Below are 26,596 nucleotides of genomic sequence, written 5' to 3' on the forward strand. Positions count from 1 at the left end.
TCCGGGACAGGAGGAGCAGCGCTGGTGCTCAGGGAGAGATGTCGGCTCCGGGCGTGGTCGGCGGGGAGTCCGGCGGCTGGGGTTCGGCAGGTGCCCCAGGTCCGGGGCGCATGGCGGGCAGGGTGAGTCCGGCCAGGTCGGTAGGGGCGGGCTCGGTGTGCCCCGGTGTCAGGACCAGGATCTCGTCCTCGGCGTGCCACACGCGCCGTTCGGACTTGCCGGGGCACAGGTGGACGGTGCCGTGGGCGCGGGGCGGGCGAGGGACGTGAGGGCGGTAGCCGATCGCGTACTCGTCGTTCCGTATCCCTGCCGCGACGACCGTGGCGAAGGACGCCTCGCGGCCGGGCCGAACATAGTGGGCGGCCGAGCGCAGGGCGAGCGCTCCACCGCGCACGGCGAAGATCTCCTCGAACACGGCGGCCAGTTCCGGGGTGTGGACGATCTGGGCCATCAGCAGGGCGGTGAGTTCTCCCGCGACGACGACGTCACCGGCCGGGCCGAGCGGGGCGAGTGTACGGCTGCGGTGGTCGCGCATCTCGGCCACCACGGGGAGCACCCGGGACGTCTCCTCCTCCCAGGAACGCAGGGTCAGCATGGCCAACAGCGTCCGGTCGTCGGCCCGTTCGGGGGCCGTCTCCGCTTGCTGGTCGGCGCCCAGGGCGAGGACACAGTCGTAGGCGGAGAGGTCGAGGCCGGTGAGGGTTTCGGGGGCGGACGGGTCGCCGGGGTGGTGGGTGAGCCGTAGGGGTGAGACGTCCGCGCGCGATGGGATTCCCGGTGCTGCGAGGCCGGTGACCAGGTCGAGCGCGGAGCCCGGTCGGGCGGTGCGGCACAGGGTGTCGACGATGAGCGGGGCGCGTCGGTTCCAGCCCAACAGCAGCAGCCGGTAAGGGTGTTCGGGCCGTGGCCGGGTGCGGGCCACCGCCGTGGGGTCGACCGGAGCGCGGTGGGCGCTGAGGGGCGGCGGGCCGTCGTCGTGCGCGACGGTCACCAGCCGGTCCCCCGCCTCCAGTACGGTGCCCGGCGGCGGGGTGAGCAGCGGGCGGCCGTCGGCCCGCAGAAGCCCCACGGCACTGGACGTCTCCAGGCGCAGCGCCACCTCGCCGAAGGACAGTCCCGTCGCCTGCGGGACGTCGACGACGTGGAACTCGGCTCCGGAGAAGTCCAGGAGGTCCCGCAGCACCGTCGACATCCCGGGATTCCGTGCGCACTGCACGAGCAGCCGCGCGGTCGACTGGTCGGTCCCGAGAACCGTGCCACGCGGTCCCACGGCGAGTCGCGCGGCGGGGACATGGTGTTCGTCGTGTACGGCGGCCACTACGCGCGGGCCGCCTTGCGCGCCGAGCACGGTGCGCAACGCCAGCAGGATCCGTACGACCCTCAGGTCGCCGTCGGGACCCTCGGCGGGCAGCACCACCACCGCTCGGGCCGCGCCCAGGCTGACCAGCCGTAAGGTGTCGGGGTCGGACGGCACTCCGGTGCGGCACTCCAGCCGCACGCCGTCGGTGACTCCGAGGGCGGCCGTCAGCGCCCGTTCCATCGCGGCCGGGTCCCGGTCCGCGAGCACGGTGATCACCTGCCGGTCGCCTGCGGCGCGGGCGGCGATCAGCTCTTCGACCACGGTGAACACCTGGTCCGACCAGCCGAGGACGACGGTGTGGCCGCGTTCCACGACCCGGGAGCGCCCTCGCCGCAGCTCCGCGAGCCGGTCGCCGAGGCCCGTGGTGACGACTCCGACGACCGTCGACACGCACAGCAGGGCGATCAGGCCGAGCAGTACGGACAGCAGCATTCGCAGCGGCGCGCCGGTGGCCACGCTCAGCCGCAGGGTCTCCGCGCTGGTACGCCACACCTGGGTGAGCCGGCCGGACAGCGAATGCGGTGCATCCGGGTCGGTCCACACCAGCAGGGTGCTCACCGGCACGACGACGGCCAGACAGCACAGGGCCAGCCAGCCCAGCAGGGTCGCCGTGCTGCGCGCCAGCGTCCTGTCGAACAGATACCGCGTGCGGTGGCGTAACGGGCTCCGCTCCTGCCGCCGTTCCACATCGACCCCCTGATCTCCATACGCCGCCGGGAATCGAAGCGTGCCGGGTCCGGCGTCCGGGGCACGCCGTTTCATCAGGAGTTTCATACTTTCGGGCAACGGCACGGGGCTGAAACATGGTCAGGTCCGGCCACCGGGTCGACGTCGACGGGTCCGGGTCCAGCGCGAGTGCGGGGCCCGGACTCCGCGCCATGCTGTACTGCTGAAGTCCCGCCCCCCTTCTGAAGGTTCACCCCATGACCGCCCGCCTGTACGTCCGCTCCGACCTGAGTCCCGACGCTCCGGACGCCGCCTTCGCCGTCCTCGTCGTCGCTCCCGACGGCGGTCCCGGAGGTCGGGCCATGACCGAGATCGGCGCGCACTGCTACGAGGGCGACGCCGCCCTGTACCTCGTCCGGACCGACGGCTGGGCCGAGCAGTCCTTCGACGGCGGCACGTTGGTGGTCCGTGTCGCTGTCCGTACCGTCGCGCTGCGGCAGATGGACGTGGATCCCGAAGACTTCACCGAACGATCGGCCGTCGACCCGGAGGCCGTGATCGTGCTGACGGCCAGGACCGCGGCCGACCCGGACCTGTCCACCCGGCTGGCGGAGGCGACCGCCGTGTTCATGGCAGCCGCCGACGTCCCCCTGGACGACCTGCTCACGTCCGAGGACGAGTGGCCCGTCTTCCTCGCTCCCCCACCGCAGACCTGACAGGCCCGGCCGCGCTCAAGTCACCAGCGCGGGAGCCTGGGTTCGTGCGCATCGGACCCCGAGCCCGGTGGCCCGGCTCCCTGGCCCGGAACACCGAACACCACAGAACCGGACCGGAGTCCCCGGAGGAGGTGCGAAGCCCAAAGCGCCCACCCGGTACGGCAGTTGGCCGGTGAGCGCGAGATGTGTCGCGGCGGCGCCCTCAGGATCTCAGGCCGTGCTCTTCACATGACGGACCAGCCACATCAGCAGGGCGTCCAGATCGGCTGCGGCCGCAAGGACCCGGTCGACCGCTTCGGAGGTGTGCAGCCACCGCTCGCAGCCGAGGGGGCGGGCGGCGATCAGCGAGCGGTGGCGCAGCAGTTCCGCACGGGAGTGGTCGGTCGGATATCCGCGTGGGGGACGTCTCATCACGTCCCCGGAGATGTCGTAGCCCTTCGTCTGTACCTCTTCGACGATGGCGGAGAGTTCGCGGCCGCTCCCCTCGGAGGCCACGGCTCTGCGGAACATGTCCACCTGGCCGGGATCGGGATACCACCAGGCACCCTGGATCCGCAGGCCGTCCAGGTCGAACCGGAGTCCGATCTCGATCTTGCGGCCGAGCCGGATCACCGCGCCCTGGTGCTGCCACCACCAGGAGGTGGTGCGGTAGTGCCAGACGGAGAAGTCCTCGTAGCGGGCATCGGCGTCCGCTACCGCGTTCAGCAGGGCGATCATCGGCTGCCGGACCAGCCGTTCGCGGTCCGCTCGACACCGCTCGCGCGTCGTGTGGCTCGGTTCACCCTGGAGCTGCCACAACACGTCCATGGCCTGCTCCGGCCACCCGGCGAACCGTCCGACCTGTCCACGCATGGGCGCACGATAGCGCGGCTTCGTCCAACGCACCCGGTACGGGGCCGACGGCCGCCGTGCGGCGATCGGACTGACCGCCGAGGGGCGTCGCGCCGCCTGGAGCGCCGTCCTCGTGCACGGCGGCAACATCCGCCGCCACGTCCTCGACTCACTGGGTCCCGAACAGACGTCACTCATCCAGGCATGGAGCGAGGAGACGGTCGACCGCCTGAACCGCTGCGCGGCGGGCCGTCCAGCGACGGCGAGTCCTAGTTCGCGTCGTGCGGCACGGGCGCGGTACACAGCCCCTCAACTGCTCGGACCTGTAAGGGCGTTGTGCTTCGGAGGACCGTCAAGTCATCGGCCTCAGGCGGCGCGTGCGATGAAGCCGGCCAACGCGGCAGCGACCGCTTCGGGCTGCTCATCGGGGATGAAGTGCCCGGCGTCGGGCACGACGACTCCGGTGATGTTGTCGGCCCAGGGGCTGATGGAGGCCGCCATGTCCGGGATGGAACCGTGGCTGCTGGAGATCCCGAGCACGGGCACGGTCAGATGCTGCCGGTCGAGCGCTTGGTGGTTCTTGCGCGCCGACTCGGCCGCGTCCCGGTAGTAGGCGAGGGAGGCGCGGAGGCCGCCGTCGGCAGCGAGGGATGCCGCGTAGTGGTCGACGTCGGCGTCGTCGAACGTGTCGGGCGAATGAGCCTTCGTCTTCAGGAACCAGTCGACATAGTCCCGTTCGCGGCCGGTGAGCAGGGTCTCGGGCAGGTCGGGCACGAGGTGGAACGCGAAATGCCAGGTTTTCCACGCCCGTTCCGGGTCGGTGGGGATCGATTCCGGAAGGGTGATGCCCGGGATTCCGGCGTCGAGCAGGGCGACCCCGCGCAGGTGACTCCCGTGGTTGAGGGCGAGGGAGAAGGCGACCCAGGCGCCGATGTCATGGGCGGCCAGCCAGTAGGTCGACACTCCGAGAGCTTTGACGGCGGAGTGGACGTGGGCAGCGGCCGCGTGGGTGCCGTAACTGCCCTCAGGGCGTTCTGAGTTGCCTTGACCCGGGAGGTCGACCGCGATGACGCGGAACCGGTCGGCGAGGCTGGGCATGACTTTTCGCCAGGCCCACCAGGTCTGCGGGAACCCGGCGAGCAGGACGACGGCCGGGGCGTCCGGCCGGCCGCCATCAACGGCATGAAGGCGGACGCCGCCCACCTCGACCCAACGGTGGGTGAACCCGTCCAGTTCGTGCAAGGGAAGGTCGCGGACAGGATTGGTTCCGGAGACATGCGGAGTGACGGTCGTCGGGTCGGTCACGTGAGTCCTCCAGGGGCGGGATGTCGAATGCGGGGGCGGGGTGGGTTGGTTCGCTGCTGGGAGAACAGCCGGGATCGATGGTGAAGATCCGGGGGCCCGACCATGCCGAGCCGGGTGCGGCTGATGCCGTGACGAACTCCGCCGTACGGCCCTGCGGCCGCTTGCGAATGCCCGCGGTCGCGATCACTTCTGCAACGTAACACATCCTGAACCATTCAGTTCAAGATAGAGTGGTGTACAGCTCGGCCCATGGACAGGGATCGACACACCGGCAAGGAAGTACCCCGTGGCAGGCAAGAAGCAGTTCGACATGGATACGGCGCTCGACGCCGCGATGGTCCAGTTCTGGCGCGCCGGTTACGCCGCCACCTCGGTGGACGACCTGTCACGCGCGACCGGCCTGAACCGCAGCTCCATCTACTCCTCACTCGGCGACAAGGACGCACTCTTCCTGCGCTGCCTGGATCGCTACGCCGCGCGCTACGGCGAGAGGTACGACGCCGCCCTGTCGAGTGCCGCCTCGGAACCCCTTGCGGCCGTTCGCGCGTTCTTCGATGTCACCCTCAAGCGTATTGCCGACCCCGAGCTGCCCGATGGATGCCTGATCGCCCAGTCGGCCATGGCGATTCCGACGCTGAGCCCAGCCGTCGCGGCGCACACCAAGGAGGCGCTCGGCTTCCAGCGTTCACGTCTGCGCGCGGCACTGAAGGCCGGGCGATTGCCCGATCAGGACGCCGACGCCTTCGCCGAACACATGGCTGCCGTGAACCAGTCCCTCGCCGTCATGAGCAGAGCAGGGGCAAGCCCGGCCCAACTCGCGTCCGTAGTGGGCGTCACCCTCGACGCACTCTCGCGGGCGCTGCCTGCGACCAGGCATGTCCAAGGGTGAAGTCACCTCATCCCAGGCGCAGTTGACCGCCCTACGGAACGACCACACCGTCCTGGTGAAGATCGGCCAGGCACTCGGCATCACCTATCTCGCATGCCCCGCACCCGTCCCGCTCGGGGAACAGCTCACCTCATCGTCGCCTACGACATCGCTCGCCACGAGGGCCCCCATGTGCGGCCCCGGGGACGAAACCTCCCCGACCGTGACCACGACCGCGCCCTTCCGGGAGGATCGTCGTACGCCTGGCAGGGATACGGCGGTCAGGCCGATCAGCATCAGAACGCACCCGGCGACAGCGGTGGCCGACAGGCGCTCGCCGAGCACCAGCACGCCGAGCAGGGCCGCCGCCAGGGGTTCGGCGAGGCTCAGGGTGCCGACCGCGGTGGCGCTCATCCGGGTCAGACCGGCGGAGAACAGCCAGTAGGCGGCGACCGTGGTGGCCAGTCCCAGCCAGGCGACGAGGCCCAGGGTGCGGGTGTCGGAGAGTCCGGCGGTGTCGGTGACCATCCAGGGCAGCAGCATGGCGGCGCCGGCGGTCAGCGAGACCGCGGAGACGGTCGGCAGGTGGACGGCCGGATTGTCGGCGGCCAGCCGTTTGGCGAAGACCGTGTACAGGCCGTAGCAGGCACCGGCGGCGACCCCGAGGAGGAGACCGAGCGCATCGGCCGGACGGCCTCCGGGGACGAGCAGCAGGGCGCATCCGGCCGTCGCTGCACCGGTGCTGACCAGCCAGGACACGCCCACCCGCTCACCGGTGAACCACCACGCGCACACGCCGGTGGTGACCGGGGCGGTGCCCAGCGCGACCACGGTCGCCAGCGCCGCCCCGGTCAGGGACACGGAGTACAGGAAGGCCGCCTGGTACAGGCAGGTCGACAGCGCGCACACCAGCAAGGGCACCCAGGCCGAGCGTGCCGCCAGGACCCGCAGCCTGCCGCGGTCCCGCGCCGTCAGCGCCCCCAGCACCACGCCTCCGACGAGCATCCGCCAGCCGCCCAGGGCCACGGTTCCCAGCGGACTGTCGGCCATGACCTGGGCCGGGCCGACCGTACCCCACAGGACGGCCGCGCCGAGCACCAGCCCCGCTCCGGCCGCCGTACCGTTCTTCTGCACATTCATGAGGCGTTACGCTAGGCAAACATCAGGAGAGATACATCGGACGCCGCACTTTATTCAGAGAAAGAGTGATTCCGTGGAACTTGATGCGCTGGATCGGGCTCTTCTGCGGGAGCTGCAGAACGATGCACGGCAGACCAACCGCGATCTGGCCGCCAAGACGGGAGTCTCGCCCTCCACCTCGCTGGAACGCGTGCGACTGCTGCGCGAGCACGGGATCATCACCGGCTACCACGCGGCCCTGGATCTCGAAGCCGCCGGCCGTTCCGTCCAGGCCCTGATCTCCGTCCGCATCCGGCCGCCGGCCCGCCCGGTCATCGAGGGATTCCGCGAATGGGCGGCCCAACTGCCGGAGACCATCGGCCTGTTCGTCACCTCCGGCGCCTACGACTTCCTCATCCACATCGCCGTTCCCGACGTCAACGGGGTGTACGCCTTCGTCATCGACCGCCTCACCGAGCGCCGCGAGGTGGTGGACGTACAGACCACCATGGCCTACGAGCACGTCCAGGCCCGCTCCATCGAACCCGCCGACGCGGATCGCCGCCGCAGCACCGGCCACAGGTCACGTTGATCACTGCGGCGGCCCGCGATGCCCCTCTGATGGAGACGCCGCTCACGCCTGGTGCTCAGGGGCGTTCCGGCGCTCGCCGGTCACCTTCGACGACGGGAGACGGCCGGCCTTGGAGGTGCCGCGAAGGGTGTCACCGTCGACGGTCACGTCGAACGCCAGGTTCAGCCGCATGGGCTTGGTGACGGCCTGCTTCCAGGTGAGCCGGTCGCCGTCGAGAGAGATGTCGGCGAGTGGTACCTCCTCGCCGGCTCCCCGGGCGACGCCGGTCAACACGCCTTCCCGCTCGTGGAGTTCGATGACGACCTTGATCTTCCCTATGGGGGTGAAGACGGACAGGTCCCAGGTGCCGACGACGGACATGCTGGTGTACTTCCTTACGGGGCAAGGGGGTTGACGGATGCTGGGCGGCTGATCCACCAACGGCGGGGCGTTCAGAGGGCGGTGGGCGTCAGACCTTGGGCACGCCAGACGGTGCCCCGCCGTTCGTGGGCGAACAACTCCTCGACGGCGTGGGCGACACGGGGTCCCAGCTCGCGCTCCAGGAGGTACAGGCCCAGGTCCAGCCCGGAGGTGACACCGGCACCGGTGATCAGGTCGCCGTCGTCCACGATGCGGGCGTGGATCGCGTGTGCGCCGGTGGCGTCGAGCATGTCGAGGCCCAGGTGGTGGGTCGTGGCATGACGTCCCTCCAGCAGACCGGCCATGGCCAGGACGAGGGACCCGCCGCAGACGGCGGCGACCGTGATCCCGGGGTCGTCCATGGCCTGCTCGAGCAGTGCGGGCAGTCCCGTGGTCAACGTGCGCCCCAGAAGCACCGGGATGAGCTCGTCCTGCTTACGGTCACCGGCACCCACCTCCTCCTCCGGGACCTCTCCGGGTTCGCCCACCCGGCCGGAGGCGCCGGGCACGAGAAGCATGTCCGCGCGTTCCAGATCCACGGCGCCCACAGCGCGCAACGTCAGTGCCCCGGTGCCGCTGGTCACCTCACGCGGGCCTTCGGCGGAGACCAACTCGACGGTCACCGCACCCCCCGACGCCGCACCGCCGGAGTGCAACACCTCGTACGGGGCAATGACATCGAGCGGATCGAAGCCGTCGAACAGCACGAACTGGATGTGCATGGTGGAGTCCTTCAAAGTCGATCTGCTTCGGACGCTCCGAATTCAACCGACTGCCGCTCTGTTCCCCCAGTGGCATTGGTGCCGTATCCCGACGGGTTATTGCCACGACCTGCCCGTGGGGCGCAGCCGCTTCAGGCGAAGTCCGCCTCGGTGATCCCGCCGACATGTCCGGACGAGCACACAGGTGCTCGCCTCGATGCGCTCCGTGGCTACGGGGACGACGGGTTCGCGTTCTCGTCGGCTTCGGCGAACAACGCGCGGCCTCTTCCCCGTGATCGCAGGGCAGCCCGGTCTGTCACCCTCTGCGTGACAGGCCGGGCCGCCTGCTTCTAGTGCGTCGAGCGGGAAGCCGTAACACGCGGAACAACCGTCGATCGCGGTGCGGCGTGCCGGGCCGGTCCTTCTGCACCCGCGCCCTTGACGCGCCGCACCCACACGGTCGTCAGGGCCAGCAAGCCCGTGAAGACGACAAGGAGAAGCACCGACGTCCACATCGGTCGGCTTCCGGGAGAGTCCCATGCCGCCCAGGCGGTCGAGACGGTCCAGAGAGCGACGCCCGCTCCGTAGAAGCCCCGGACATGGCTCAGTTGCCTCAGCGTCCGCTTCCGCTGCGGCCGGGCCTCCCCATCGGATGGGGTGCCCCGACCCTCGAAGTCCCGCCGTACGGCCGCGCCTTCGTCGTCGATCAGGCTCGCCTCCTCAGGGATCTCCAGCTCCACTCCGCAGTGTCGGCACAGCTTCCCGTCCGCGGCGGGCGCGCCGCACGCCTTGCAGAACCGGCTGTGCTCAGGGCCTTCCGTATGCTCCGTCATGACCTCTCCGGGGGCGGGTGAACACTGACTTCAGGCGAGTGCCCCGACCCGTGACGAAGATTCATCCATCCGTTCCGCGACGCCGACCGCGCCGGATTCACCCTCGTCGCCCACCAGACACACCCTCACGTCTCAGGGCGAGACCGAACCCGTGGAAGCCCGCACGTCAGCGAGCGCCTGGCGCGCGATCGGGCCGAACTCGGCATCGTCCGTCGCCTCGATCCAGCGTTCATAGGCGATAGCGGAAGCGAGCGAGCCGAGTTCCGCGGCCACGCGGGCGGTCAGGTCGGGGACACCTCGCCGTTTGAGCGCGTCGGCCATGGAGGCGACCAGGGCGAGGTTCTTCAGGGCCTCGCGTTCCCGCAGTTCGGGGTTGGCGGCGATCACCGCCTGCCTGCGGGCGGTGAAGGCGCGGCGCGCGGCCGTGAACACCTCCGCACCGGCCGCGTCCAGTGCGTGCGCGACCGCCTCGAACGGGTCGGCGGTCGCCGGTGCCGAGTCGATGGCCTCGGTGAGGAGTCCGCTCACGGTTCCGCCGCCGAAGAGAACTTCCCTCTTGTCCTGGAAGTGCCGGAAGAAGGTGCTCTTCCCCAGCCCGGCGCGCTGCGCGATGTCGAGCACGCTCGTGTTTTCGTAGCCGCGCTCGGCGAACAGGTCCAGGGCGGCGTGCGCCAGCCGTTCGGGGGCGTTGGGTTCCCAGCGAGCCATGAGCACAGCCTATGGGACTCGGTCTCATCACCCACGGGACTTGGTCCCATCGTGGGTATACAGTGATGGGACCAAGTCCCGTCACTCGTTCCCTCATCCGTCCCGTCATCCGTCCCGTCAGGAGTCGTCCCATGAGTCGAGCCGTCATCTACGAAACGTTCGGAGGCCCCGAGGTGCTGGAGCTGCGTGAGGTCCCCGAGCCTCATGCCGGTCCGGGCGAGGTCCGTGTGCGGGTGACAGCCGCCGGGCTCAACCCGATGGACTGGGCCATCGCCGCGCGACCGGAGGTGGCGGCACGGTTCGGCATCACCGCGCCCTCCGGCTTCGGGTCCGACTTCGCCGGCGTGATCGACGAAGTCGGCGACGGAGTCACGGACTTCGCCGTGGGCGACCGCGTCCACGGTGGCGCCCTGGGCCGAGCGGTGGCCGACTTCGTCGTGGTCAGGCCACCCGCCGATCCCCTGTGGCACACCCCGCCGGAGATCGGTGACGAGGTGGCGAGCGTGCTCCCGGTGGCCGGCCTCACCGCGGTCGCCGCCCTGGCGGCAATCCGCCCGGAGCCCGGCGACACCGTCCTGATCGGCGGAGCCGCAGGCGGCGTGGGTGTGTTCGCCCTCCAGCTCGCCCAGCTCGCTGGCGCCACCGTGATCGGCACCGCCGCACCGGAAACCTTCGCGTTCCTGAGGCAGTTGGGCGCCGAACCGGTGGCCTACGGCGTGGGGCTGGCGGACCGGGTCCGGGCACTGTCGCCCGGCGGGGTCACGGCCGCGACCGACCTGTTCGGCACCGAGACGGCCGAGGCCGCACTGGCACTCGGTGTCGCGCCCGAGCGGATCTCCACGGTCGCCGCGGGACCCGACGCACTCGACGGCGTCCACGCCACCGGCGCGGTCGACGCGGGGCCGGACGCCATGGAGCGGATCACCGCCGCGATCCTCGCCGACGGGCTGACCGTCCCCATCGCCGCGGCCTTCCCGGTCGAGAAGATCCGCGACGCCGTGACCCTCCAGGCCGGACGCCACGTCCACGGGAAAATCGTCGTCACGCTGTGACCACGGAGGACGGCTGGCGTCGGCCCCCTGCTCCCCGCCAGTTCCCTCCGAGGGGGCCGCGCCGAAGCAGGTCCCGATGTCCGCGCCGCCCACCCGTCGTCGTATCGTCGTAGAACTACGACGCAGCCGCCCGCCCGCCCACCACGACCCGGCCCCATTTCCCCGCGCTACCGACAGCCGGTGAGCGAAGCTGCCCTCAGGAGCGAGACATCGCTTCCTGGGTACCGGTCCCGTATGGGCGACATTCTTGTGGGCACCTGCTCGTGGACCGACCCGGCACTTGTGCGCAGCGGCTGGTATCCCAAGGGACAGCGGGATGCGGAAGGGCGGCTGCGCTACTACGCCGGACGGTTTCCAGTCGTCGAGGTCGACTCGTCGTACTACGCCCTGCCGCAGGAGCGCTTCAGCCGGATGTGGGCAGAACGCACCCCGGACGGGTTCGTCTTCGACGTCAAGGCGTTCTCGTTGCTGACCGGGCATCCCGCCCGCCATGGCGTCCTACCGGATGGCATGGCGGCCGACGCGCAGGACAGCGGCGTACTCGACGAGCTGTGGGCGCGGTTCGCCGAGGGGATCGGCCCGCTGCGGAGAGCAGGGCGACTTGGCAGCGTGCTGTTCCAGTTCCCACCGTGGTTGCGGCCGGGATCCCGGGGCGAGCGGATCCTGTCGCAGACCGCACGGCGCACCGCGGGCTGGCCGGTCGCCGTGGAGTTCCGGCATCCCGACTGGTGGCGGCCGGAGCAGGCCGAGCTGACCAGCGCGCTGCTCGCGGACCACGGCATGGCCGCCGTCGCCGTCGACATGGTCCAGGGGCTGCCTTCTTCCATGCCACCCGTCACACCTGTCACCACATCCCGCCTGGCCGTCGTACGGTTCCACGGGCGCAGCACGGCGTGGGGACGAGGGAGCAAAGAAGACCGCTTCCGCTACACGTACTCCGATGGTGAACTCGCCGAGTGGCTGCCTCGGTTGCGTGCGCTCGCCGAGCGGGCCGAGCGAGTCCACGTGCTGTTCAACAACTGCTGCGGTGACGCCTCGGTGCGGGCCGCGGAGCAGCTGGCGCACCTGATCCGGCAGGAAGTCAGCTCGTGTCCGGCCTCCAGCCGGTCACCGTGGCCACCACATCCGCAGTGAAACCGGAGCCCATGTCGCCCGCCAGGTCCCCGTCCCCTGGAGTGCCCGGCCGGGCGGAGCAGGGGGCCGTCCGTCCATAGCCTGCCGGGCGCGCACACCGGACTGGTGTGCCCCGGCGCACAGCTACCGTCGTCGTCACACGAGGTGGGCGAAGACCACCAGGTTCTCGGTGTAGTCCTTGGCAGAGCGGTCGTAGTTGCCCGCGCAGGTGATCAGGCGGACCTGGGCGTCGGGGGTGTCCGCGTACACGCGCTCGTCGGGGAAGTCGTCCTTCTCGAAGGTGTCCGAGCTGTCCACAGCGAACGTCGCCGTACGGCCGTCGGACCGCTTGACGCTGAACTTGTCCCCCTTCTTCAGGTCGCTCAGACCGGCGAACACGGCGGCCGAGGTCTTGGTGTCGACGTGCCCGGCGATGATCGCCGCACCTCGCTCGCCGGGCGAGACACCTTTGGCGTACCAGCCGACCATGTTCACGTCGTCCGCCGGCGGTGGTTCGAGCCGGCCCGAGTCGTCGGTGGCGAGTTCGGTGAACGGCGCGTCGACCTCGATCTTCGGAATGAGCAGCCGCGTGGGCTCGGCCCGAGGCAGGTACTTGCCGGACCGGTGGGGCGCCTTGGACGCGCCGGGGGCCGCCGCCGCGTGGGACGTACCGGTGGGGCCGGACGGATCGTCCTGACCGTGGAACACGCTCATGGCCATGACGATCGCGATGCCCGCGCACCACACGATCCAGGCCAGGCGCCGCCGGGGATTGCGGGTCTCGGCGGGAAAGGGCGAACGAACTGCCATCGGGCACCACCTCATCGGGTCGGGCAGCGAAGCAAACCAGCGGCGGTCAGGCTCCCCCGGACGTACGGCGAGCGTGGTGACCGCGGGAGAAGCGGCGGGGCGGAGTCGGGGAAGCGCTGAGTCTCGGAGTCGAGAACGCGCTGTGTCGGGCGCGCCCATACCGGCTCTGGTCCATGCGGGCTTTGGGCCATGCGGGCTTTGGGCCATGCGGGCTTTGGGTTATGCGCCGACAGCAAGGGGGCCGGTGGAAAGCCGGCCGAGCCGCCACGGAGAACGGGGTGGCGGCTCAGGCCACTATGTCGTCAGGCATGGTCAGGCCACACCGCCCTCGTTGTTCCTGCGACGCATCACGTAGGCACCCGCGGCCACGAGACCGAGGACCGCGACACCGCCGGCCGTGACACCGGGCGTGGCGAGCGCGCCGCCACCGGTGTGCATGCCGCCGTGCGGCTTCTCCTCCTCGTCCCTACCGTGGTCGTCCCACGATCCTCCGTCCTGCTCGGAGTTCCAGGAGCCCTTTTCCTCGTCCGAGCCCGAGGAGTTCTTGTCCTTGTAGGTCTCCGGGTCGAACTTCTTGTCGCCCTTGAACGAGTCGTCCGTCTTGACGGCTGTCAGCGCGCCGCCACCGGTGTGCATACCGCCATTCGGCTTCTCGTGCGACGAGCCCCTGTCGTGGTCGCTGTCTTTGTCGTGCTCCCTGCTGTACGAAGAGGAGGAGTCCTCGTGCTCCATCGTCGAGGAGGACGAGGAGTCGTGGTCCCCGTCGCCGAGCGTGGCGGCGTAGGCACCAGGGGCTGCGATCGCGAGAGCGGCGGTGGCCGTCGCGGCAGCAAGGAGCATGCGGGCAGATCGCATCGTCGGAGTCCTTCCGTCAGGACCGGCAGCTGACCTCTTGTCAGCACAGGTGAAACCGGTACGACGTGATCTACCGTCACTTCGATCTGGCTTGCCCACCACTCGGAACGCACGCTCGGCCTACTCCCCCGGCCGCCTCCATCGGTCGAGCCGTTCGCCCACCCGAGGACGGCCACACCTCTTTGACCTGCGATTCGATGCGAACCCCCGGCGTGTCACCGAGCCCGCAGGCCTCGCTGTGCTTGACCCGATCGGAGGCCACACGTCTGCTCAGCGCGCCCCCGCCATGTGCGTGAAAGGCCGCGGACCCAACCCGCCTCACCTCGACCCGCAGGTCTCCCGGTGTGATCGCCTTCCGTTGCGTGGCGCAGCCGAGCAGGTCACGGAATGCGCGGATGCCCACCCGGGACGTGCGTCCAACCGACGGTACGTCCTCCCCGGACAAGGCGAACGGTCGCGTAAATCGCCCTGAAGAACGGGCAGTTCGACCGAAGGACACCTGCGCAGCTCCAGGAACCTGGACGGGCAGGATGGCGGGTAGGCGCGGCTGAGCCGGGCAGGAGCGGCGTGGGCACGATGGCCTCGCGTCTCTCCGGCAACACGGCCGGGGTCGGCGGCTGCTCGGCCGTCCCGCGCGCATTCGGTGCGGTTCACTCCCGCTGCCGGGAGGCGTCGGCTCTCCGCACCGGCCTCGTGTCCCGGTCACGTGTGTTTCGTTGACTGACCATGCTCTTCGCTACGCGCGCAGCCGTCGCTGCTTTCGCCTTGACGTGCCTCCCCGTGCTGGCGCCCGCGTCGGCTCAGGCGGACACTGCGCGTTCCCTGTACGTCAAGGTCTACGAGGGGAACGTGCCCGCCAAGGACCTCTTCAACAGCGACCCCTACGTTTCTGTGACGGTCTGCGAAGAGAAGGCCCAGACCCCCGTCGACGACGACACCACCAGGCCGCGGTGGCACTGGTCCTACACGTTCAAAAACGTGACCCCCGCCTGTCGGATCAAGTTCCACGTCTACGACTCCGACTCCCCGGTCCACGATGACGACCTCGGCCAGATCCAGATGACGGTGGGCCAGTTCCTCTACAACAACGAAGACAAGCGCCAGACGCTCCGCGCCGGCGACAGCTACATCGAGGTCAAGGCCCGCTGGGAGACCTCGTAGCGGTAGCCGCCAGCCGCATCGTTCGGTTCATCTCCGGCGGCACCTACGGCAGTAGACGGACTGCCATGGCGGGTTCGGCTTCCAGCTCGGGCACTGCCGCGTGCGGCGGCTTCGGAGGCAGGTGCGGCGCCGCCGGCTCTCCTTCACCAACTGTCGGACCTGTTGCAGTCGCTCGGGCGGGAGCTGACGGCCGGTCGGATCCATCATTCGGTCTTGCGCCTTCGAAGAGATCGCCCCTCGACGCGAGCCGACTCCCGAACGGATCCGAGGCCTGCCTGCCGGTCACGTCCCGGCGGCTTCGTCCGCCGTCCCGCAGGGCGGAACCCACCGTCCTGCTCCTGGCCGTCACTTCCGTGGGCCGATCCACGGACCTGTCCGCGCTCGGGCCGCGCTGCCGAAGCTGCTGGCTGCCGGGCCCGACGGGCGGGGGGCCTTGTCCCTGGACGGCGTCGATGCGTCACGCGCTGGTCGGGGGCCCCGGCACGCGCTGGTTGTAGCGGCGCGCCGCCCGGTCGTTGAGGCCGCTGCCCAGCCTGCGTACCTTTTCCGTCCACGAAGGGGCGGCGCGATCGATGCTGTGGCCTTGATCGATGCCGTCTTCCCCTGACCCACCTACGTCTCCGTCCCGGGACGGGGACCGGGGAAGGAGCCGGGCGGCGAGTCCGCTGAGCTTGGTGACCGTGACCGGCGCTACGCCGTGTGCCACCGATGCGACCCGTGCCGCAGGGGTGAGCACCAGGCGGGTCCGGCGCTTCTCCAGTGCTCGGACGATGCGCTCTGCCGCGCGTTCGGCGTCCATGGAGATCACCGGTGCCCCCGACAGCGCGGAAAACCAGGCGAACTCTTCGGACGAGCGGCCACCGAACTCGGCCTGGAGATGAGAGCCGGTGCGCATCAGCCCGGGATGGACTGTCGTCACACTGAGGCCCTGCCCGGCCGTCTCGGCCCGCAGCCCCTCCCCCAGCGCTCCGACGGCGGCCTTCGCGCACGAATAGGGAAGCAGGTGCGGAACAGCGAGCAGTCCGCCCACGGAACCGATGAGGCACAGACGCCCCCCGGCATCACTCATGCGCAGATGCGGAAGAGCCGCCATCGCCGTGTTCACCGCGCCTCCGAAGATGGCGGCCATGGCGTCGTCGAACGCCTCGCTGTCCAGCGACGCCACCGGAGCCACCTGAATGACCCCCGCATTGGCGACGACGATGTCTAGCCCGCCGTATCGCCTCTCCGCCTGCCGGACCACCGACTCCACCGCATCCCGGTCACGGACGTCGCACACCGCGATGGAGACACTGACCCCGGTCCTGTCCTCGACCCATGCGGCGCCACGCCGCAGTTCGTCCTCGTCGCGGGCCGCCATGGTGACCCGGCAGCCGCGCTGCGCCAGACGCGCGGACAACAGGAGCCCCAGCCCCCGGGACCCGCCCGTGACCAGCGCAGACAGACCGTCCAGGTTGGATCGGCGTGACGTCTCGGCTGCCATGTCTTCTCACCTCACTCGTCGAAGAAGCCTCGAGTACCCGCACCGGGTGCGCGTACACGAGGCGACCGGGCGCCGCTCCCAGCCGTCAGTAGGGCCGAACCGCTACCCCGGGACCGTTGGCAGGACATGCCGAGACACACCCGGCCGGCCGATGCCGACGAGGGCGCCGGAGAGACCGCCGCCGTGGGCCTGAGTCAGAGCTGCGGTGCCTCGGTGAGTTGACGCGCGTGCGATCGCGTTTCGTCGTTCATCGGGAAGAAGCACTCGATGCGCAACTCCTGCAGCGTCACGTCCTGCGGTGTCCCGAGCGTCGTCACGGTGGAGAAGTAGTCGAACCGCCGGCCACCGTGCGCGTACTGGATCGGCACGATCGGCAGCACCGGCGTGGCCGCGTCGAGCGACCGCAGCGAGGCCGGCACACCTGGGTAGCCCAGTACCTCGTCGAGGATCCGTTGGGCGCGCTCGTCGGTGACACCCCCGATCGCCTCCCGGCGCACGCGCTGCACCAGCGCCTCCGCGACGTCCGGCCAGTTCGTCACGTGCCGGCGGACGCCGTCGGGGTGGAACATCCGGCGCAGCACGTTCGCCGGTCCAGGAGCTGTCTTCGCCTGTCCGTCCTGGAGGAAAGCGAAGAAGCGGCGAGCGGCGGCGTTCGTGTGCCGGATGTCCCAGCTCGGGTCCATCACCAGGGCCGGGAAGGGCTCCTGCTGCGTCAGGATGGTGTCGAGCGCGTCGCGGACGGCGGCGAGCGACGGCGCGTCCAGTTCGGACTCCGGGTATTCGGGCGCGAACCCGGCCTTGAGCAGCAGGGTGTTGCGTTCGCGCAGGGGTACGTCGAGCACCTCGGCGAGCTTCAGGACCATGGCCCGGCTGGGGTTCGCGCGGCCGGTCTCGAGGAAACACAGATGGCGGATCGACACCGCGGCCTCGGCGGCCAGAGCCAGCTGGCTCAACCGCCGGACGCTCCTCCAGTGTTTCAACAGCGGACCGACCTCAGACACCGCTCGAGTATCCCGCAGTCCAAGCGTGGGGCTGCACCGCCGCTTCCAGCGGTGGCCGGGCGACGTTCGCGGTGTAGTTCGTCATCGTGGAGATCGCCACCCCGGTTATCACTTCGAACAGTTGCTCCTCTGTGAAGCCGGCCGCCGTGAACGCGGCCACGTCCGTCTCATCGAGCCGGCCCCGCTTGTCGATGAACGCGCGGGTGAGGGCCGACAGCGCCGCCATCCGCGGGTCGGTGGGAAGCTCGCCGCGGCGCAGGGCCTCGACCACGGCCGGTTCGACCCCGTCCGCGAGCGCCTCCAGCGTGTGGAACGCGACCGCCCATTCGCTGCCGTTGGCGACCGCGTTGGACAGCAGCAGGACCTGCCGTTCGTCCGGGCCGAACGTTCCGCCACCCCGGAAGTGCCCGAAGGCGGAGAAGAAGGTGTTCAGCAGCGCCGGCGAGTTCGCCATGAGCCCGGCCGCGGCCGGAACGAACCCGAATGCCCCCGGCAGGACCGTCAGCGGCTCCTTCGCGGCTTCGGACGCGGTGTCGGCGGTGTGGATCTGGTAGTTGGTCATGACTCGGAGTCTGTGGCAGCCGCGACGTCGAACCAATTCCCTCAGAGGTAAATGCGCGTGGTACCGCTCGCGCGTGGTCACCGCGGCAGTTCGACGGGCCGGCAGCTGAGCCCGCACTTCTCTCCGCGTCGAGCGGGCCCATCCAGCTGCCTGAGCGCAGGACGAGCCGGTCCGCGCACTACTCGCCGCTACGGCCACCGGATGAGGGAACCGTCGCCGGCCGACCTTGGTCCCCATCCATGCCGAAGCCCGATCCGGTGTCGTCCCGGAGGCGTGAGGCCAGGCGGTGCATGCCGCGGCGTGCGTGGCTCTTGACGGTGCCCAGGGGCCAACCGGTGAGTTCGGCGATCTGGGTCTGGGTGAGGTCGTCGTAGAAGGCCAGGTTGAGCACCTGACGTTGGGGCTGCGGAAGGCGTGACAACTCGTCGGCCAGCAGGACGCGGTCGAGCGCGGCCTCCGGTTGCACGGCCTCGTCGGCCGCCGACAGCAGCAGCTGGGCGGCCGCCGCGTCGACGAGCTCGGTACGGCGGGTGCGGGCGGCGAGTGCGTCAGCGATCTTCCGGCGGGTGATACCCAGGAGCCATCCGGGAAGCGTGCCGCGTTCGGGCACGAATCCGGCTCGTCCGCGCCAGGCGGCGAAGAACACCAGTTGGGTGATGTCCTCGGCCTCCCGCGCATCGCCCGTCGAGCGTCTGGCGTGGGCGTACACGAGAGGACCCCAACGCCGGTGCAGGGCATCGAGGCAGTCCTCGTCGCCGTTCAGGAACCCGTGCACGAGGGCACCGTCGTCGATCTCCGCGTCGATGTGCACTGCGGTCGTCATGGCTTGCTCCTCGCTGGACCCGCCAGCCGCCGGGAGCGACTGTGTCTCCTCTACGGTTCGCAATCGATGCAAGATGGACAACTCGCATCGTCTTTGCATCGAAATGGCCGAAGCCGCGAAGCAGCCGACGGAGGGCATGGTTGCCGGGCGGCCGGAGCCATGATCGGTATCCCGAGAAACGCCGGTGCGGGCGCGGAGTCGGGCGGAACGCGCCTGGTCACGCGTCTGTACGCTCGGGCGTCCGCACGTCCGTCTACGACGGCGCTCCCCGCGCGTGTCCAGTGGTTCCGGGCGTGGGCCCATGCCCGCACAGCGGCATCGATCCGCGAGCCGGTCCGCCCGGGTACCGGCGACGCGACCCGCTCCTCAGTGGCCGCGCAGTGCGATGTATTCGTCTGCCAGCTCGTCCGCCATGCGCGCCACGGAGAATCGTTCGGCGACCAGTTTCCTGCCCGCGGCGGCGTAGCGGCGTCGGTCGTCGACGGATGTGGTCGCGACGCGCCGCAGGCCTCGCATCAGTCCCGCCTGGTCAGAGGTGTCGATCAGGAGTCCGTTGACCCGATCACGGAGGTAGTGCGTGACGCCGCCGCGCCGGGGCCCGGCCACGGGAAGGCCTGCGTCCATCGCCTCCAGTACGGCGAGACCGAACTCCTCCTTCGCGCTGGGGCACACGTACCAGGAGCACGCGTCCGCCGTCCGCCGGGCGAGAGCACGCTGGAGACGGCGCACCTCGGTGTTCGGCAGAGCGGGCAGCAGCGCCAGACGGCTGCTTGCCTGAGCGTTCCCGGCCAGCAGCGTGTCGATGCGGTGGCGGATCTCGGCCTCGGCGGCCGTGCCCGCGCCGGGGCTGCCGCCGACCAGGATCAGGGTGCTGCTGAGGTGACCGCCTGTCGCCAGCCAGGCCCGGACCAGGAGGTCCTGCTGTTTCACCGGGTGGAGGCGGCCGACGCACAGCAGCAGGGGCAGGCCGCGGTCTCTCGGGTCCAGGGAGTCGGGGCGCGCTCCGTCCCGGTAGAGCATGGCGAGCGCCTGGTGCATGCGGTCGTCCTCGTCGGGCGCGGGCCGGTATGCGGCTATGCCTTCGGGCGGTGCGCTCGGTCCCGCTCCCGCGTTGAGCCGGGCCAGGCCGGGGAAATGGCGGACGAGTTCCTCCGTACCGCCACGACCGGGGATGCCGACGACCGTGCCGGCACGGGCCACGAGGCGATCGGCCACGAACACGCGGTGCAGTTCGTTCCGGAGCTCCTCCCCCGCCGTCGGGTCGGCCGGGTCGCGCGCGGCGTGACGCGCGGCAAGATCGCGATGCGGGTCGGGTGTGGCCGTGAAGACCAGCGCGGCGCCCAGTCGCTCGGCGGCCTCCGCGAGCGCCAGGCTGCCGTCGTCGGCGTATCTGACATGCAGGACGTCCAGGGGCCGCCCCATCCCACCGAGCAGGCGGGTTGCCCACCAGGTCAGCGCGGCGCGGTGGTGGTGCATGTCCGGCTGGGCCAGGGGCGTGGGCGCGTCCACGGGCAGCCGCAACACCCAGTGGCCCGGAGCGCGTTGGCGCACGAGCCCGGGGTCCGCCAAGTCCTCGAGCCCGACCGTGACGACCGTGATCACGCCGCCGATCCCGTCGGTCTCGGCGAGCCGGTCGCCGAGGTCTCCGAGCAGCACCGCCAGTCCCCCGCTCATGCCCTGCCCCGGAGAGTCCAGTCGGCCCAGCAGCATGGTCTGGGCGACCACCAAGCCCGACGGGCCGTCCTGGTCCGGGCCGAGCACGGGCACCGGCGGCGTCAGCAGAAGCCGCTCATAGGCGTCCGCGGCCCGGCTCGGATCGGGCAGGTGGGCCGGGCCTCCCGGGATCTGGTGCAGGTACCGCCAGGCGGAATGGCGCACCGCTCGATGGGCGCTGCGCTGCCCGAGCGCGGCGCCCTCGGCCGGAGTGAGAGGGTGCAGTGCGGCGGCCACCGCGAGGTCCAGCAGGCAGCCCACGTCCGGCGCGTCGACCGGGTCGGTGAGTCGCGTGCGCAGCGCCTTCTCCGCCTGCCTGCGGCCATGTCGGCGGACCGTTTCCGGCCACAGCTCGGTGAGCGCGGCGCTGAGCCTCGGGCCGCCGTCACGGTGGGCGAGCAGTGCCTCCGGGGTCGGCGGCGTGCCGAGCCGGGCCGCGCGTCGCAGCGCCGCCACGGCCCGGTCGTCACGGGTCGCGCCGTGACCGTTCCCGGGCGGCACGGCCCATGGCCCTCTTCCGTATTCGGCGTCCAACAGCCGCGCCAGCTCGTCCGGGACGGGAAGGGGGCTCCGCCCTCCGGGGGAGGACGCGCGCCCGGTCCGTCCGGAGCCGTCGAAGAACGCGGCGCGGGCGGCCACCAAGGCGTCCTGGTCCCCGTGCCCCGCGTGTGCCGGACGTCCGGGGTCCTGGGGCACCGAGGCGGGTGCGAAGGCGGTGCCGGCCATGGGCTCTCCTGTCTCGGGGACGGCTCTGACCCATGTGGTTCCAGGAGTGTCGGCCCTACGGATGCGCCTCCCCCGGTGATCATCGACACGGGGGCGACCTGGCCGAACGTCGCCTACGATGCGCTCGCCTCGCCCTGACCGGTCGAGGTCGGAAGACGTCTGGCCGAAGGATGCCCATGCCGCGTGTCGTAGTCGTCAGCCCCCCGTTCATGTCCCACGCCCGGCCTTTGTCGGTCCTGGCCGGCGCGCTGGGCCTGCAGGGGACGGACGTCCATTTCGCCTGTGCGCCGGCGTTCGAGGACCTGGCCCGGCAGGCGGGGGTGGGCTTCGTGCCGCTGTCCGTGACACGCAACGCCAACACCGGCGTGGCCGAGGCGACGCAGCAGGACGCTCAAGAGGCGGCCCGGCTACGGGAGTTCCTCGACGCCACCAGGGAGGGTGCCGTGTCCGCGCTCCTGGCCCAGGCACGTCACCGGCGCGCGGACATGCTCGCCGACCCGGACGGCGTGTTCGACGCGCTGCGCTCGATCGACCGGGAGCTGCGTCCCGACTGGTACGTGGTGGACCAGCTCAGCTACCCGGTCACCCTGGCGCTGCACTGCCTCGGTCTGCCGTACGCGAGTTTCTGCCCGGGCCACCCCAGCTACGTGCTCGCGGACCCCGACGCCTTGTTCGGCGTGCCCTACGACTGGCCCGACGTGCTGCGACCCGCCCCAGGGCGTCTACGGGAGTTGCGTACCGCCGCGCGGCAGAACGACGAGGCCTTCACCGCCCTCTTCGGAGCTTTCGCCCGGCGGCGCGCGCCTTCCCGGCCTGCCCCCGGCAGAGCCTTCGCGCTCAGCTCGCCGCATGCGGTCGTCTACGCCTACCCGCCCTTCCCGTGGCTGCCGAAGCCTCCGCAAGGGCCGGTGCGCCTGTTCAGCGGGCACATGGCCGCCGACCCGGATCCCCTCGACGCGGAATGGGAAGCACGTCTCCGGCGCCTGCGGGGAAACGGCGGGCGGCTCGTCCTCGTCGCGCTCGGCACGTTCCTGTCCGCGCGTGACGATGTCCTGCGCACCATCGTCACCGGACTGCTGGACGGAACGCGGGACGTGTCCGTCGTGGTGGCGGCCGGCGAGCGGACCGCGGCACTGGCCGATCTCGCGGGTGACCGGGTCGAGGTGGCGCGCTCGGTACCGCAACGTGCGCTGCTCGACCACGTGGACGCCATGGTGCATCACGGCGGCGGCAATTCCTTCACCGAGTGCCTGCGGGCGGGCGTACCCGCGGTGGTACTGCCGTTCTCCAGCGACCAGTTCTCCGTGGCGCGGGACGCGGAGCGCTCGGGCGCCGGTGTGGTGCTCGACCCGAATGCCCTGTCTCCGGACGAGGTTCCGGCAGCTCTGGAAACGGTGTGGGCCACCCTGGAGCCACGCGTCTCCGCTCTGGCCGAGTCGGTGGGACAGCACGGTCCCCGATGGGCGGCGGGTGAACTGCTGGCGGCCATGGGCGCTCGGGCCTCGCGGACCTGATCCCTCGGTCGCCGCGCGGCCGCAGGCTCCGTGGCAGGTCAGGTCGGCGCCGGGCCGGAGCCGAGAAGGGGCACAGGTGGCCCGAACCGCACCGGGACGCCAGGCGCGTACAGAACGCTGACGGGCTCCCCCCGCGGTTTCGACAGACCCGCGGCCGGGATCAGGCCGTCCTCCCATCCCAGCAGGGCGCACTCGCGGAAGGTCCACGCGGGGTGGGCGTTGGGCAGGTAGTAGGTACGGCCGAGGAACCGCTCGTGCAGTCCCCACCGCCTGGTGAGGAACTCCTCCAACGGCCCGGCCACCACGGGTCTGTCCCCCACATCGATCCACACCCGAGCCCCCGTGCTGCCGCCACCGTGCCGCGACGTGCTGTAGAGCAGCCGGCTGTCGAACCATCTGCCGCTGATACGGGACCATCGATAGGGCAGGCCGAAAGCCCATCGCGCCGTCAGCACCGGCAACAGGCGGTCACAGTCGAGGGAACGGAACACGACACCGCGCCGACCCGCCGCGTCACGGCTGTACAGGCGGACGTTGACCTCGCCGAAGCTCCCCAGATACGGCAGCGCCCTCGTCCGCCCGAACGCGAGGTCGTCCATGCGGAAGAAGACCAGGCCGACGTACGCCCGTCCCTGGTGAAGGTCCGGCACGGTGCCGGCGGGCAGCAGCCGGGCCACCTCGAACGGATCGGCGGCCCAGTGCAGGAACACCAGGTCCCGCCAGCTCTGCCGGAAGAGCACGCGCCGCACCGGACGGGGAGTCAACGGTGTCAGCGCTTCCACGGGCCGGGGCCGGTGGACCGAAGGGCCGGGACCGGGGCGATCTCTCACCATGGCCGCCCTACCGCACCATCTCGAGCGCCGGACCGCCGCCGGGGCGAATCATTACGACAGCACACGCGGCGAAACCCGTGCCCAGGTGGGGCAAGTTGATCTCCGGCACCGCCACGCCCCTGCCCGTTCGCAGGCGGTGGACCGCCGTGAGCCGGCTGGGCAGGGCCGCTTCGGCGGCAGCGCAGTCGGCCATCCGCGCGGGTGCCGTCTCGGCCGCGATGCCGGTCACGGTCACGGAGACGGCGTGGTCACGGTCGGCGCATGCCGTGTGGGTGCCCAGGGTGTGCAGCCGGACGGCGAGTACTCGACCGATCTCGCCGGTACTGCCGGGGAGGGGGATGCGTCCGCCTCGTAGATCCATGCTCGCCTCCCGAATCCACCGCCGGTCTGGTGCCACGTGTCTGGTTCGCCGGTCGGCCGTCCGTCGGATGCAGCGCGTGGGACGCGAGGGCTCAGGTCAGCGCGGCGTCCGGAAGACCTGGCACGGAGAGCCGACGACCGGTGCGGCTCGGGATGACGGATTCCGAACGATCGTGCACTGATGCATCCGACGACCGCGGCAGCACAGAACAGAAAGGAAGACGCCAGGACCAGCGTGTGTTCCGGCGGCCGGATGTCGAAAGCGGAGGCAGTTGTGATCGAAGTCGAGCGTGTCATGACACTGGACCATCCGTTGCGCGACGTGGTGGGCTTCCTCGCGGACTTCTCGAACGCCGAGCTGTGGGATCCGGGAACCATCACCTGCGAGCGGATCGGCACCGGCGGTCCGGAGGTGGGAGCCGAGTGGCACAACGTCTCCCAGTTCTGGGGCCGTCGTACCGAACTGCGCTACCAACTGGACCGCTTCGACGCCGATCACCTGACCTTCGTAGGACGCAACAAGACCGCCACCTCGACCGACGACATGCGATTCGAGGAGCGCGACGGCCGGACCCAGTTGACCTACCGGGCGCGTGTCGAGTTCAACGGCCTGGCCCGGCTGGCCACTCCACTCCTCAAGCGGGAGTTCGACCGGCTCGGGGACGAGGTGGTCGAGCGGCTGCCCCAGGCGGTTGACCGTGCCCTGAGCGTTCCGCCCTCGGGCGGAGCACATCCCCAGTGACCAGCGACATCGACGTGACCGACACGGACGCGGTGCTGCCGCTGGAGGCCGGGGTGAGTACGGGTTCCCTCGCGAGACGGGTGGGCGTGTCGCCCACCACGCTTCGTTCTTGGGACCGCCGCTACGGCCTCGGACCCGCGACCAGAGCGGAGGGACGCCACCGCAGATGGTCCTCCGACGATGTCGCCATGGTCCTGGAGATGTGCCGCCTGACGGCAGCCGGTATCCCGCCGGGCGAGGCGGCGAAGGTGGCCAAGGGCCACAAGGAAGGGCGTGACGCCGGGAACGGAGTCTCACCCTCCGCCACCGCCGGGCTCCCGGACCGTGTCCTCGCTCCGCCGGAGTCCGGCTCCACGTCCCCGTACGCCTCACGGTCCGGCAGCGGGCTGCCGCTGGGAAATGTGCGGCAGGAGTGCAAGGGGCTCGCCCGCGCGGCCGTACGGCTGGACGGAGCCGCCGTGCAGGAACAGCTCAACTCGGCGGTGCGCAGGCACGGGCTGGTCGTGACGTGGGAGGAGATCCTGGCTCCGGCGCTCCAGGCGGTGGGGCGCAAGTGGCAGTCCGCGGGCGAGCGCTATGTGGAGGTGGAGCATCTGCTGTCGTGGCACATCTCCGCGACCCTCCGTCACCTCTACGTGAGTTCGGTGGCCGCGCAGAAGGCGCCGCGCTCGGCGCCCGTGGTTCTGGCCTGCCTGCCCGGCGAGCAGCACACTCTGCCGCTGGAGGCACTCACGGCCGTTCTCGCGGAGCGGGGTGTCGCCACCCTGATGCTCGGTGGCGCCGTCCCGGCGGAGGCCCTGGTGGCCGCGGTGCAGCGGGTCGGTCCGAGTGCCGTGGTCCTGTGGTCGCAGTCCACGTCGACGGCGAGTGTCCCGTTGGCCCGCCTTGTGGCCGCCACCCGATGGGGCGTCCGCGGGGCGCGCACGCAGAGCCGGGTGCTGCTCACGGGACCCGGCTGGCGGCGGGCGCAACACTCCGGTCTGCTGCGGCCGCAGGGACTGCACGAAGCCCTGCTCATGCTCGATGGCGAACACCTCACGTCGTCGCCCACCCCCTGACAGGCCGCCCCCCTCAGGGCGCGGTCCTGTCCGCGGCACGACCCGGCCAGTTCGTCGACCTCATCCGGCGCTGCGAGGACGGCGAACCGGCCGGGTCGTCCACTCCGTCAGCTCTCGCGCTGCGTGTTCGCCGCCGGAAGCACCGGGCTCGCACTCGCGCCGCCCGTGGACAGCGCGGGCTTCTCTTCCTGGCCCCGGCGGCGGACCGCGAGGGATTCGCGGGCGGCCTCACGGGCGTGCCGACGGCGCCAGTACGGATTGTCGTGCGGCAGCTTGCTCGATACGCGCCCGTACATACCGAACGTCAGAATGATCAGCCCCATGACGAAGCTGAACAGGACGTTGGTCATCCCGAAGTCCAGGATGTTGGCCGGCCGGTCCAGGATGAAGATGTGGACGAAACCGCTCAGGAGAAACAGCGTTCCGACCACCATGTTGAGTGTCGAGGCGAAGTTCCCGCCGACAATGCCACCGGCGATGAGCGCGAGGCCCACGACGACGGAGATCACGCTCAGCAGGCCGTTGGTGGACATGCCCGCGATGTGGTGCCCGTGGGTGTTGAACGGGCTGAGCTCATCGGCGAATCCGAGGACGCCGAAGACAAGCAGGGTGAGTCCGCAGAGTGCGGCGCCGTACCGGTAGACCGTGGTCAGTTGGTGGTCCACAGGCAGCTCGTCGCTCAGTTTCATGGC

27 protein-coding genes are annotated in these 26,596 nt (G+C 70.6%); 9 read left to right on the forward strand and 18 right to left on the reverse strand.

Annotation, left to right across the window (positions count from 1 at the left end):
* Positions 1-28 precede the first annotated feature (28 nt).
* Entirely contained in the window at positions 29-2,122 is a 2,094-nt protein-coding gene (locus OHT77_RS01755) for a CASTOR/POLLUX-related putative ion channel (RefSeq protein WP_328826115.1), read from the reverse strand.
* A 161-nt stretch (positions 2,123-2,283) separates the two neighbouring features.
* Between OHT77_RS01755 and OHT77_RS01760 the strand changes: the two genes are divergently transcribed.
* Positions 2,284-2,742 carry a hypothetical protein gene (locus OHT77_RS01760; RefSeq protein ID WP_328826116.1) on the forward strand — a complete coding sequence of 153 codons (459 nt, stop codon included), beginning with the start codon at positions 2,284-2,286 and terminating at the stop codon, positions 2,740-2,742.
* A 210-nt stretch (positions 2,743-2,952) separates the two neighbouring features.
* Here the strand turns inward: OHT77_RS01760 and OHT77_RS01765 are convergent, their stop codons facing one another.
* Both OHT77_RS01765 and OHT77_RS01770 read right to left on the reverse strand, forming a co-directional pair.
* Positions 2,953-3,594 carry a DUF2461 family protein gene (locus OHT77_RS01765; RefSeq protein ID WP_328826118.1) on the reverse strand — a complete coding sequence of 214 codons (642 nt, stop codon included), beginning with the start codon at positions 3,592-3,594 and terminating at the stop codon, positions 2,953-2,955.
* A gap of 345 nt (positions 3,595-3,939) precedes the next feature.
* The gene (locus OHT77_RS01770; RefSeq protein ID WP_328826119.1) at positions 3,940-4,878 is read right to left on the reverse strand and encodes an alpha/beta fold hydrolase; all 939 of its coding nucleotides are present in this window, start codon (positions 4,876-4,878) and stop codon (positions 3,940-3,942) included.
* 286 nt (positions 4,879-5,164) lie between these two features.
* On the opposite strand from OHT77_RS01770, the gene OHT77_RS01775 reads away from it, so the two are divergent.
* Positions 5,165-5,767 (forward strand): TetR/AcrR family transcriptional regulator, encoded by a 603-nt coding sequence (locus tag OHT77_RS01775; RefSeq protein ID WP_328826120.1) that lies wholly within the window; start codon positions 5,165-5,167, stop codon positions 5,765-5,767.
* Positions 5,768-5,851: 84 nt separating this feature from the next.
* On the opposite strand, the gene OHT77_RS01780 is transcribed toward OHT77_RS01775, so the two are convergent.
* A complete protein-coding gene (locus OHT77_RS01780; protein WP_328826121.1) occupies positions 5,852-6,886 on the reverse strand; it encodes a DMT family transporter in 1,035 nt (344 codons plus the stop codon).
* A 73-nt stretch (positions 6,887-6,959) separates the two neighbouring features.
* On the opposite strand from OHT77_RS01780, the gene OHT77_RS01785 reads away from it, so the two are divergent.
* On the forward strand, positions 6,960-7,457 hold the full coding sequence (locus OHT77_RS01785; RefSeq protein WP_328826122.1) for an Lrp/AsnC family transcriptional regulator: 498 nt from the start codon (positions 6,960-6,962) through the stop codon (positions 7,455-7,457).
* A gap of 42 nt (positions 7,458-7,499) precedes the next feature.
* On the opposite strand, the gene OHT77_RS01790 is transcribed toward OHT77_RS01785, so the two are convergent.
* The 4 genes from OHT77_RS01790 to OHT77_RS01805 all read right to left on the reverse strand — a co-directional run bounded on the left by OHT77_RS01790 (position 7,500) and on the right by OHT77_RS01805 (position 10,098).
* Positions 7,500-7,817: a hypothetical protein gene (locus OHT77_RS01790; protein WP_328826123.1), complete on the reverse strand. Its 318-nt coding sequence runs from the start codon at positions 7,815-7,817 to the stop codon at positions 7,500-7,502.
* 71 nt (positions 7,818-7,888) lie between these two features.
* Positions 7,889-8,578: a DJ-1/PfpI family protein gene (locus OHT77_RS01795; RefSeq protein WP_328826124.1), complete on the reverse strand. Its 690-nt coding sequence runs from the start codon at positions 8,576-8,578 to the stop codon at positions 7,889-7,891.
* Between the two features lie 329 nt (positions 8,579-8,907).
* On the reverse strand, positions 8,908-9,390 hold the full coding sequence (locus tag OHT77_RS01800; RefSeq protein WP_328826125.1) for a hypothetical protein: 483 nt from the start codon (positions 9,388-9,390) through the stop codon (positions 8,908-8,910).
* 132 nt (positions 9,391-9,522) lie between these two features.
* The gene (locus OHT77_RS01805) at positions 9,523-10,098 is read right to left on the reverse strand and encodes a TetR/AcrR family transcriptional regulator (RefSeq protein WP_328826126.1); all 576 of its coding nucleotides are present in this window, start codon (positions 10,096-10,098) and stop codon (positions 9,523-9,525) included.
* Between the two features lie 131 nt (positions 10,099-10,229).
* On the opposite strand from OHT77_RS01805, the gene OHT77_RS01810 reads away from it, so the two are divergent.
* Together OHT77_RS01810 and OHT77_RS01815 are read left to right on the forward strand one after the other, a co-directional pair.
* On the forward strand, positions 10,230-11,150 hold the full coding sequence (locus OHT77_RS01810; RefSeq protein ID WP_328826127.1) for an NADP-dependent oxidoreductase: 921 nt from the start codon (positions 10,230-10,232) through the stop codon (positions 11,148-11,150).
* Between the two features lie 234 nt (positions 11,151-11,384).
* Entirely contained in the window at positions 11,385-12,284 is a 900-nt protein-coding gene (locus OHT77_RS01815; protein ID WP_328826128.1) for a DUF72 domain-containing protein, read from the forward strand.
* A 135-nt stretch (positions 12,285-12,419) separates the two neighbouring features.
* Here the strand turns inward: OHT77_RS01815 and OHT77_RS01820 are convergent, their stop codons facing one another.
* Positions 12,420-13,073 (reverse strand): class F sortase, encoded by a 654-nt coding sequence (locus OHT77_RS01820; protein ID WP_328826129.1) that lies wholly within the window; start codon positions 13,071-13,073, stop codon positions 12,420-12,422.
* Positions 13,074-13,385: 312 nt separating this feature from the next.
* The gene (locus OHT77_RS01825) at positions 13,386-13,928 is read right to left on the reverse strand and encodes a hypothetical protein (RefSeq protein ID WP_328826130.1); all 543 of its coding nucleotides are present in this window, start codon (positions 13,926-13,928) and stop codon (positions 13,386-13,388) included.
* 765 nt (positions 13,929-14,693) lie between these two features.
* On the opposite strand from OHT77_RS01825, the gene OHT77_RS01830 reads away from it, so the two are divergent.
* The gene (locus OHT77_RS01830) at positions 14,694-15,089 is read left to right on the forward strand and encodes a C2 domain-containing protein (RefSeq protein ID WP_328826131.1); all 396 of its coding nucleotides are present in this window, start codon (positions 14,694-14,696) and stop codon (positions 15,087-15,089) included.
* Between the two features lie 457 nt (positions 15,090-15,546).
* On the opposite strand, the gene OHT77_RS01835 is transcribed toward OHT77_RS01830, so the two are convergent.
* From OHT77_RS01835 to OHT77_RS01855, 5 genes are all read right to left on the reverse strand, one after another.
* A complete protein-coding gene (locus OHT77_RS01835) occupies positions 15,547-16,572 on the reverse strand; it encodes an SDR family NAD(P)-dependent oxidoreductase (RefSeq protein ID WP_328826133.1) in 1,026 nt (341 codons plus the stop codon).
* 194 nt (positions 16,573-16,766) lie between these two features.
* Positions 16,767-17,573, reverse strand: coding sequence for a helix-turn-helix domain-containing protein (locus OHT77_RS01840; protein ID WP_328826134.1), 807 nt, complete (start codon positions 17,571-17,573; stop codon positions 16,767-16,769).
* The gene (locus OHT77_RS01845) at positions 17,566-18,135 is read right to left on the reverse strand and encodes a carboxymuconolactone decarboxylase family protein (protein WP_328826135.1); all 570 of its coding nucleotides are present in this window, start codon (positions 18,133-18,135) and stop codon (positions 17,566-17,568) included. Before OHT77_RS01845 ends, OHT77_RS01840 begins: the two co-directional genes overlap by 8 nt.
* 178 nt (positions 18,136-18,313) lie before the next feature.
* Positions 18,314-18,958: an RNA polymerase sigma factor gene (locus OHT77_RS01850; protein WP_328826136.1), complete on the reverse strand. Its 645-nt coding sequence runs from the start codon at positions 18,956-18,958 to the stop codon at positions 18,314-18,316.
* A 366-nt stretch (positions 18,959-19,324) separates the two neighbouring features.
* Positions 19,325-21,397 carry a glycosyltransferase family 4 protein gene (locus tag OHT77_RS01855; protein ID WP_328826137.1) on the reverse strand — a complete coding sequence of 691 codons (2,073 nt, stop codon included), beginning with the start codon at positions 21,395-21,397 and terminating at the stop codon, positions 19,325-19,327.
* A 176-nt stretch (positions 21,398-21,573) separates the two neighbouring features.
* Here OHT77_RS01855 and OHT77_RS01860 point away from each other — a divergent pair, with 176 nt between their 5' ends.
* On the forward strand, positions 21,574-22,911 hold the full coding sequence (locus OHT77_RS01860; RefSeq protein WP_328826138.1) for a glycosyltransferase: 1,338 nt from the start codon (positions 21,574-21,576) through the stop codon (positions 22,909-22,911).
* Positions 22,912-22,949: 38 nt separating this feature from the next.
* Here OHT77_RS01860 and OHT77_RS01865 read toward each other — a convergent pair whose 3' ends face one another.
* Positions 22,950-23,651 carry a YqjF family protein gene (locus OHT77_RS01865; RefSeq protein WP_328826139.1) on the reverse strand — a complete coding sequence of 234 codons (702 nt, stop codon included), beginning with the start codon at positions 23,649-23,651 and terminating at the stop codon, positions 22,950-22,952.
* Positions 23,652-23,751: 100 nt separating this feature from the next.
* On the reverse strand, positions 23,752-24,105 hold the full coding sequence (locus OHT77_RS01870) for a hypothetical protein (RefSeq protein ID WP_328826140.1): 354 nt from the start codon (positions 24,103-24,105) through the stop codon (positions 23,752-23,754).
* A 273-nt stretch (positions 24,106-24,378) separates the two neighbouring features.
* Here OHT77_RS01870 and OHT77_RS01875 point away from each other — a divergent pair, with 273 nt between their 5' ends.
* The gene (locus OHT77_RS01875) at positions 24,379-24,846 is read left to right on the forward strand and encodes an SRPBCC family protein (protein WP_328826141.1); all 468 of its coding nucleotides are present in this window, start codon (positions 24,379-24,381) and stop codon (positions 24,844-24,846) included.
* Positions 24,843-25,904 carry a MerR family transcriptional regulator gene (locus tag OHT77_RS01880; RefSeq protein WP_328826142.1) on the forward strand — a complete coding sequence of 354 codons (1,062 nt, stop codon included), beginning with the start codon at positions 24,843-24,845 and terminating at the stop codon, positions 25,902-25,904. Before OHT77_RS01875 ends, OHT77_RS01880 begins: the two co-directional genes overlap by 4 nt.
* Before the next feature lie 107 nt (positions 25,905-26,011).
* On the opposite strand, the gene OHT77_RS01885 is transcribed toward OHT77_RS01880, so the two are convergent.
* Entirely contained in the window at positions 26,012-26,593 is a 582-nt protein-coding gene (locus OHT77_RS01885) for a DUF4383 domain-containing protein (protein WP_328826143.1), read from the reverse strand.
* Positions 26,594-26,596: the final 3 nt, after the last annotated feature.

It is taken from the genome of Streptomyces sp. NBC_00252 (assembly GCF_036187565.1).
GTDB lineage: Bacteria > Actinomycetota > Actinomycetes > Streptomycetales > Streptomycetaceae > Streptomyces.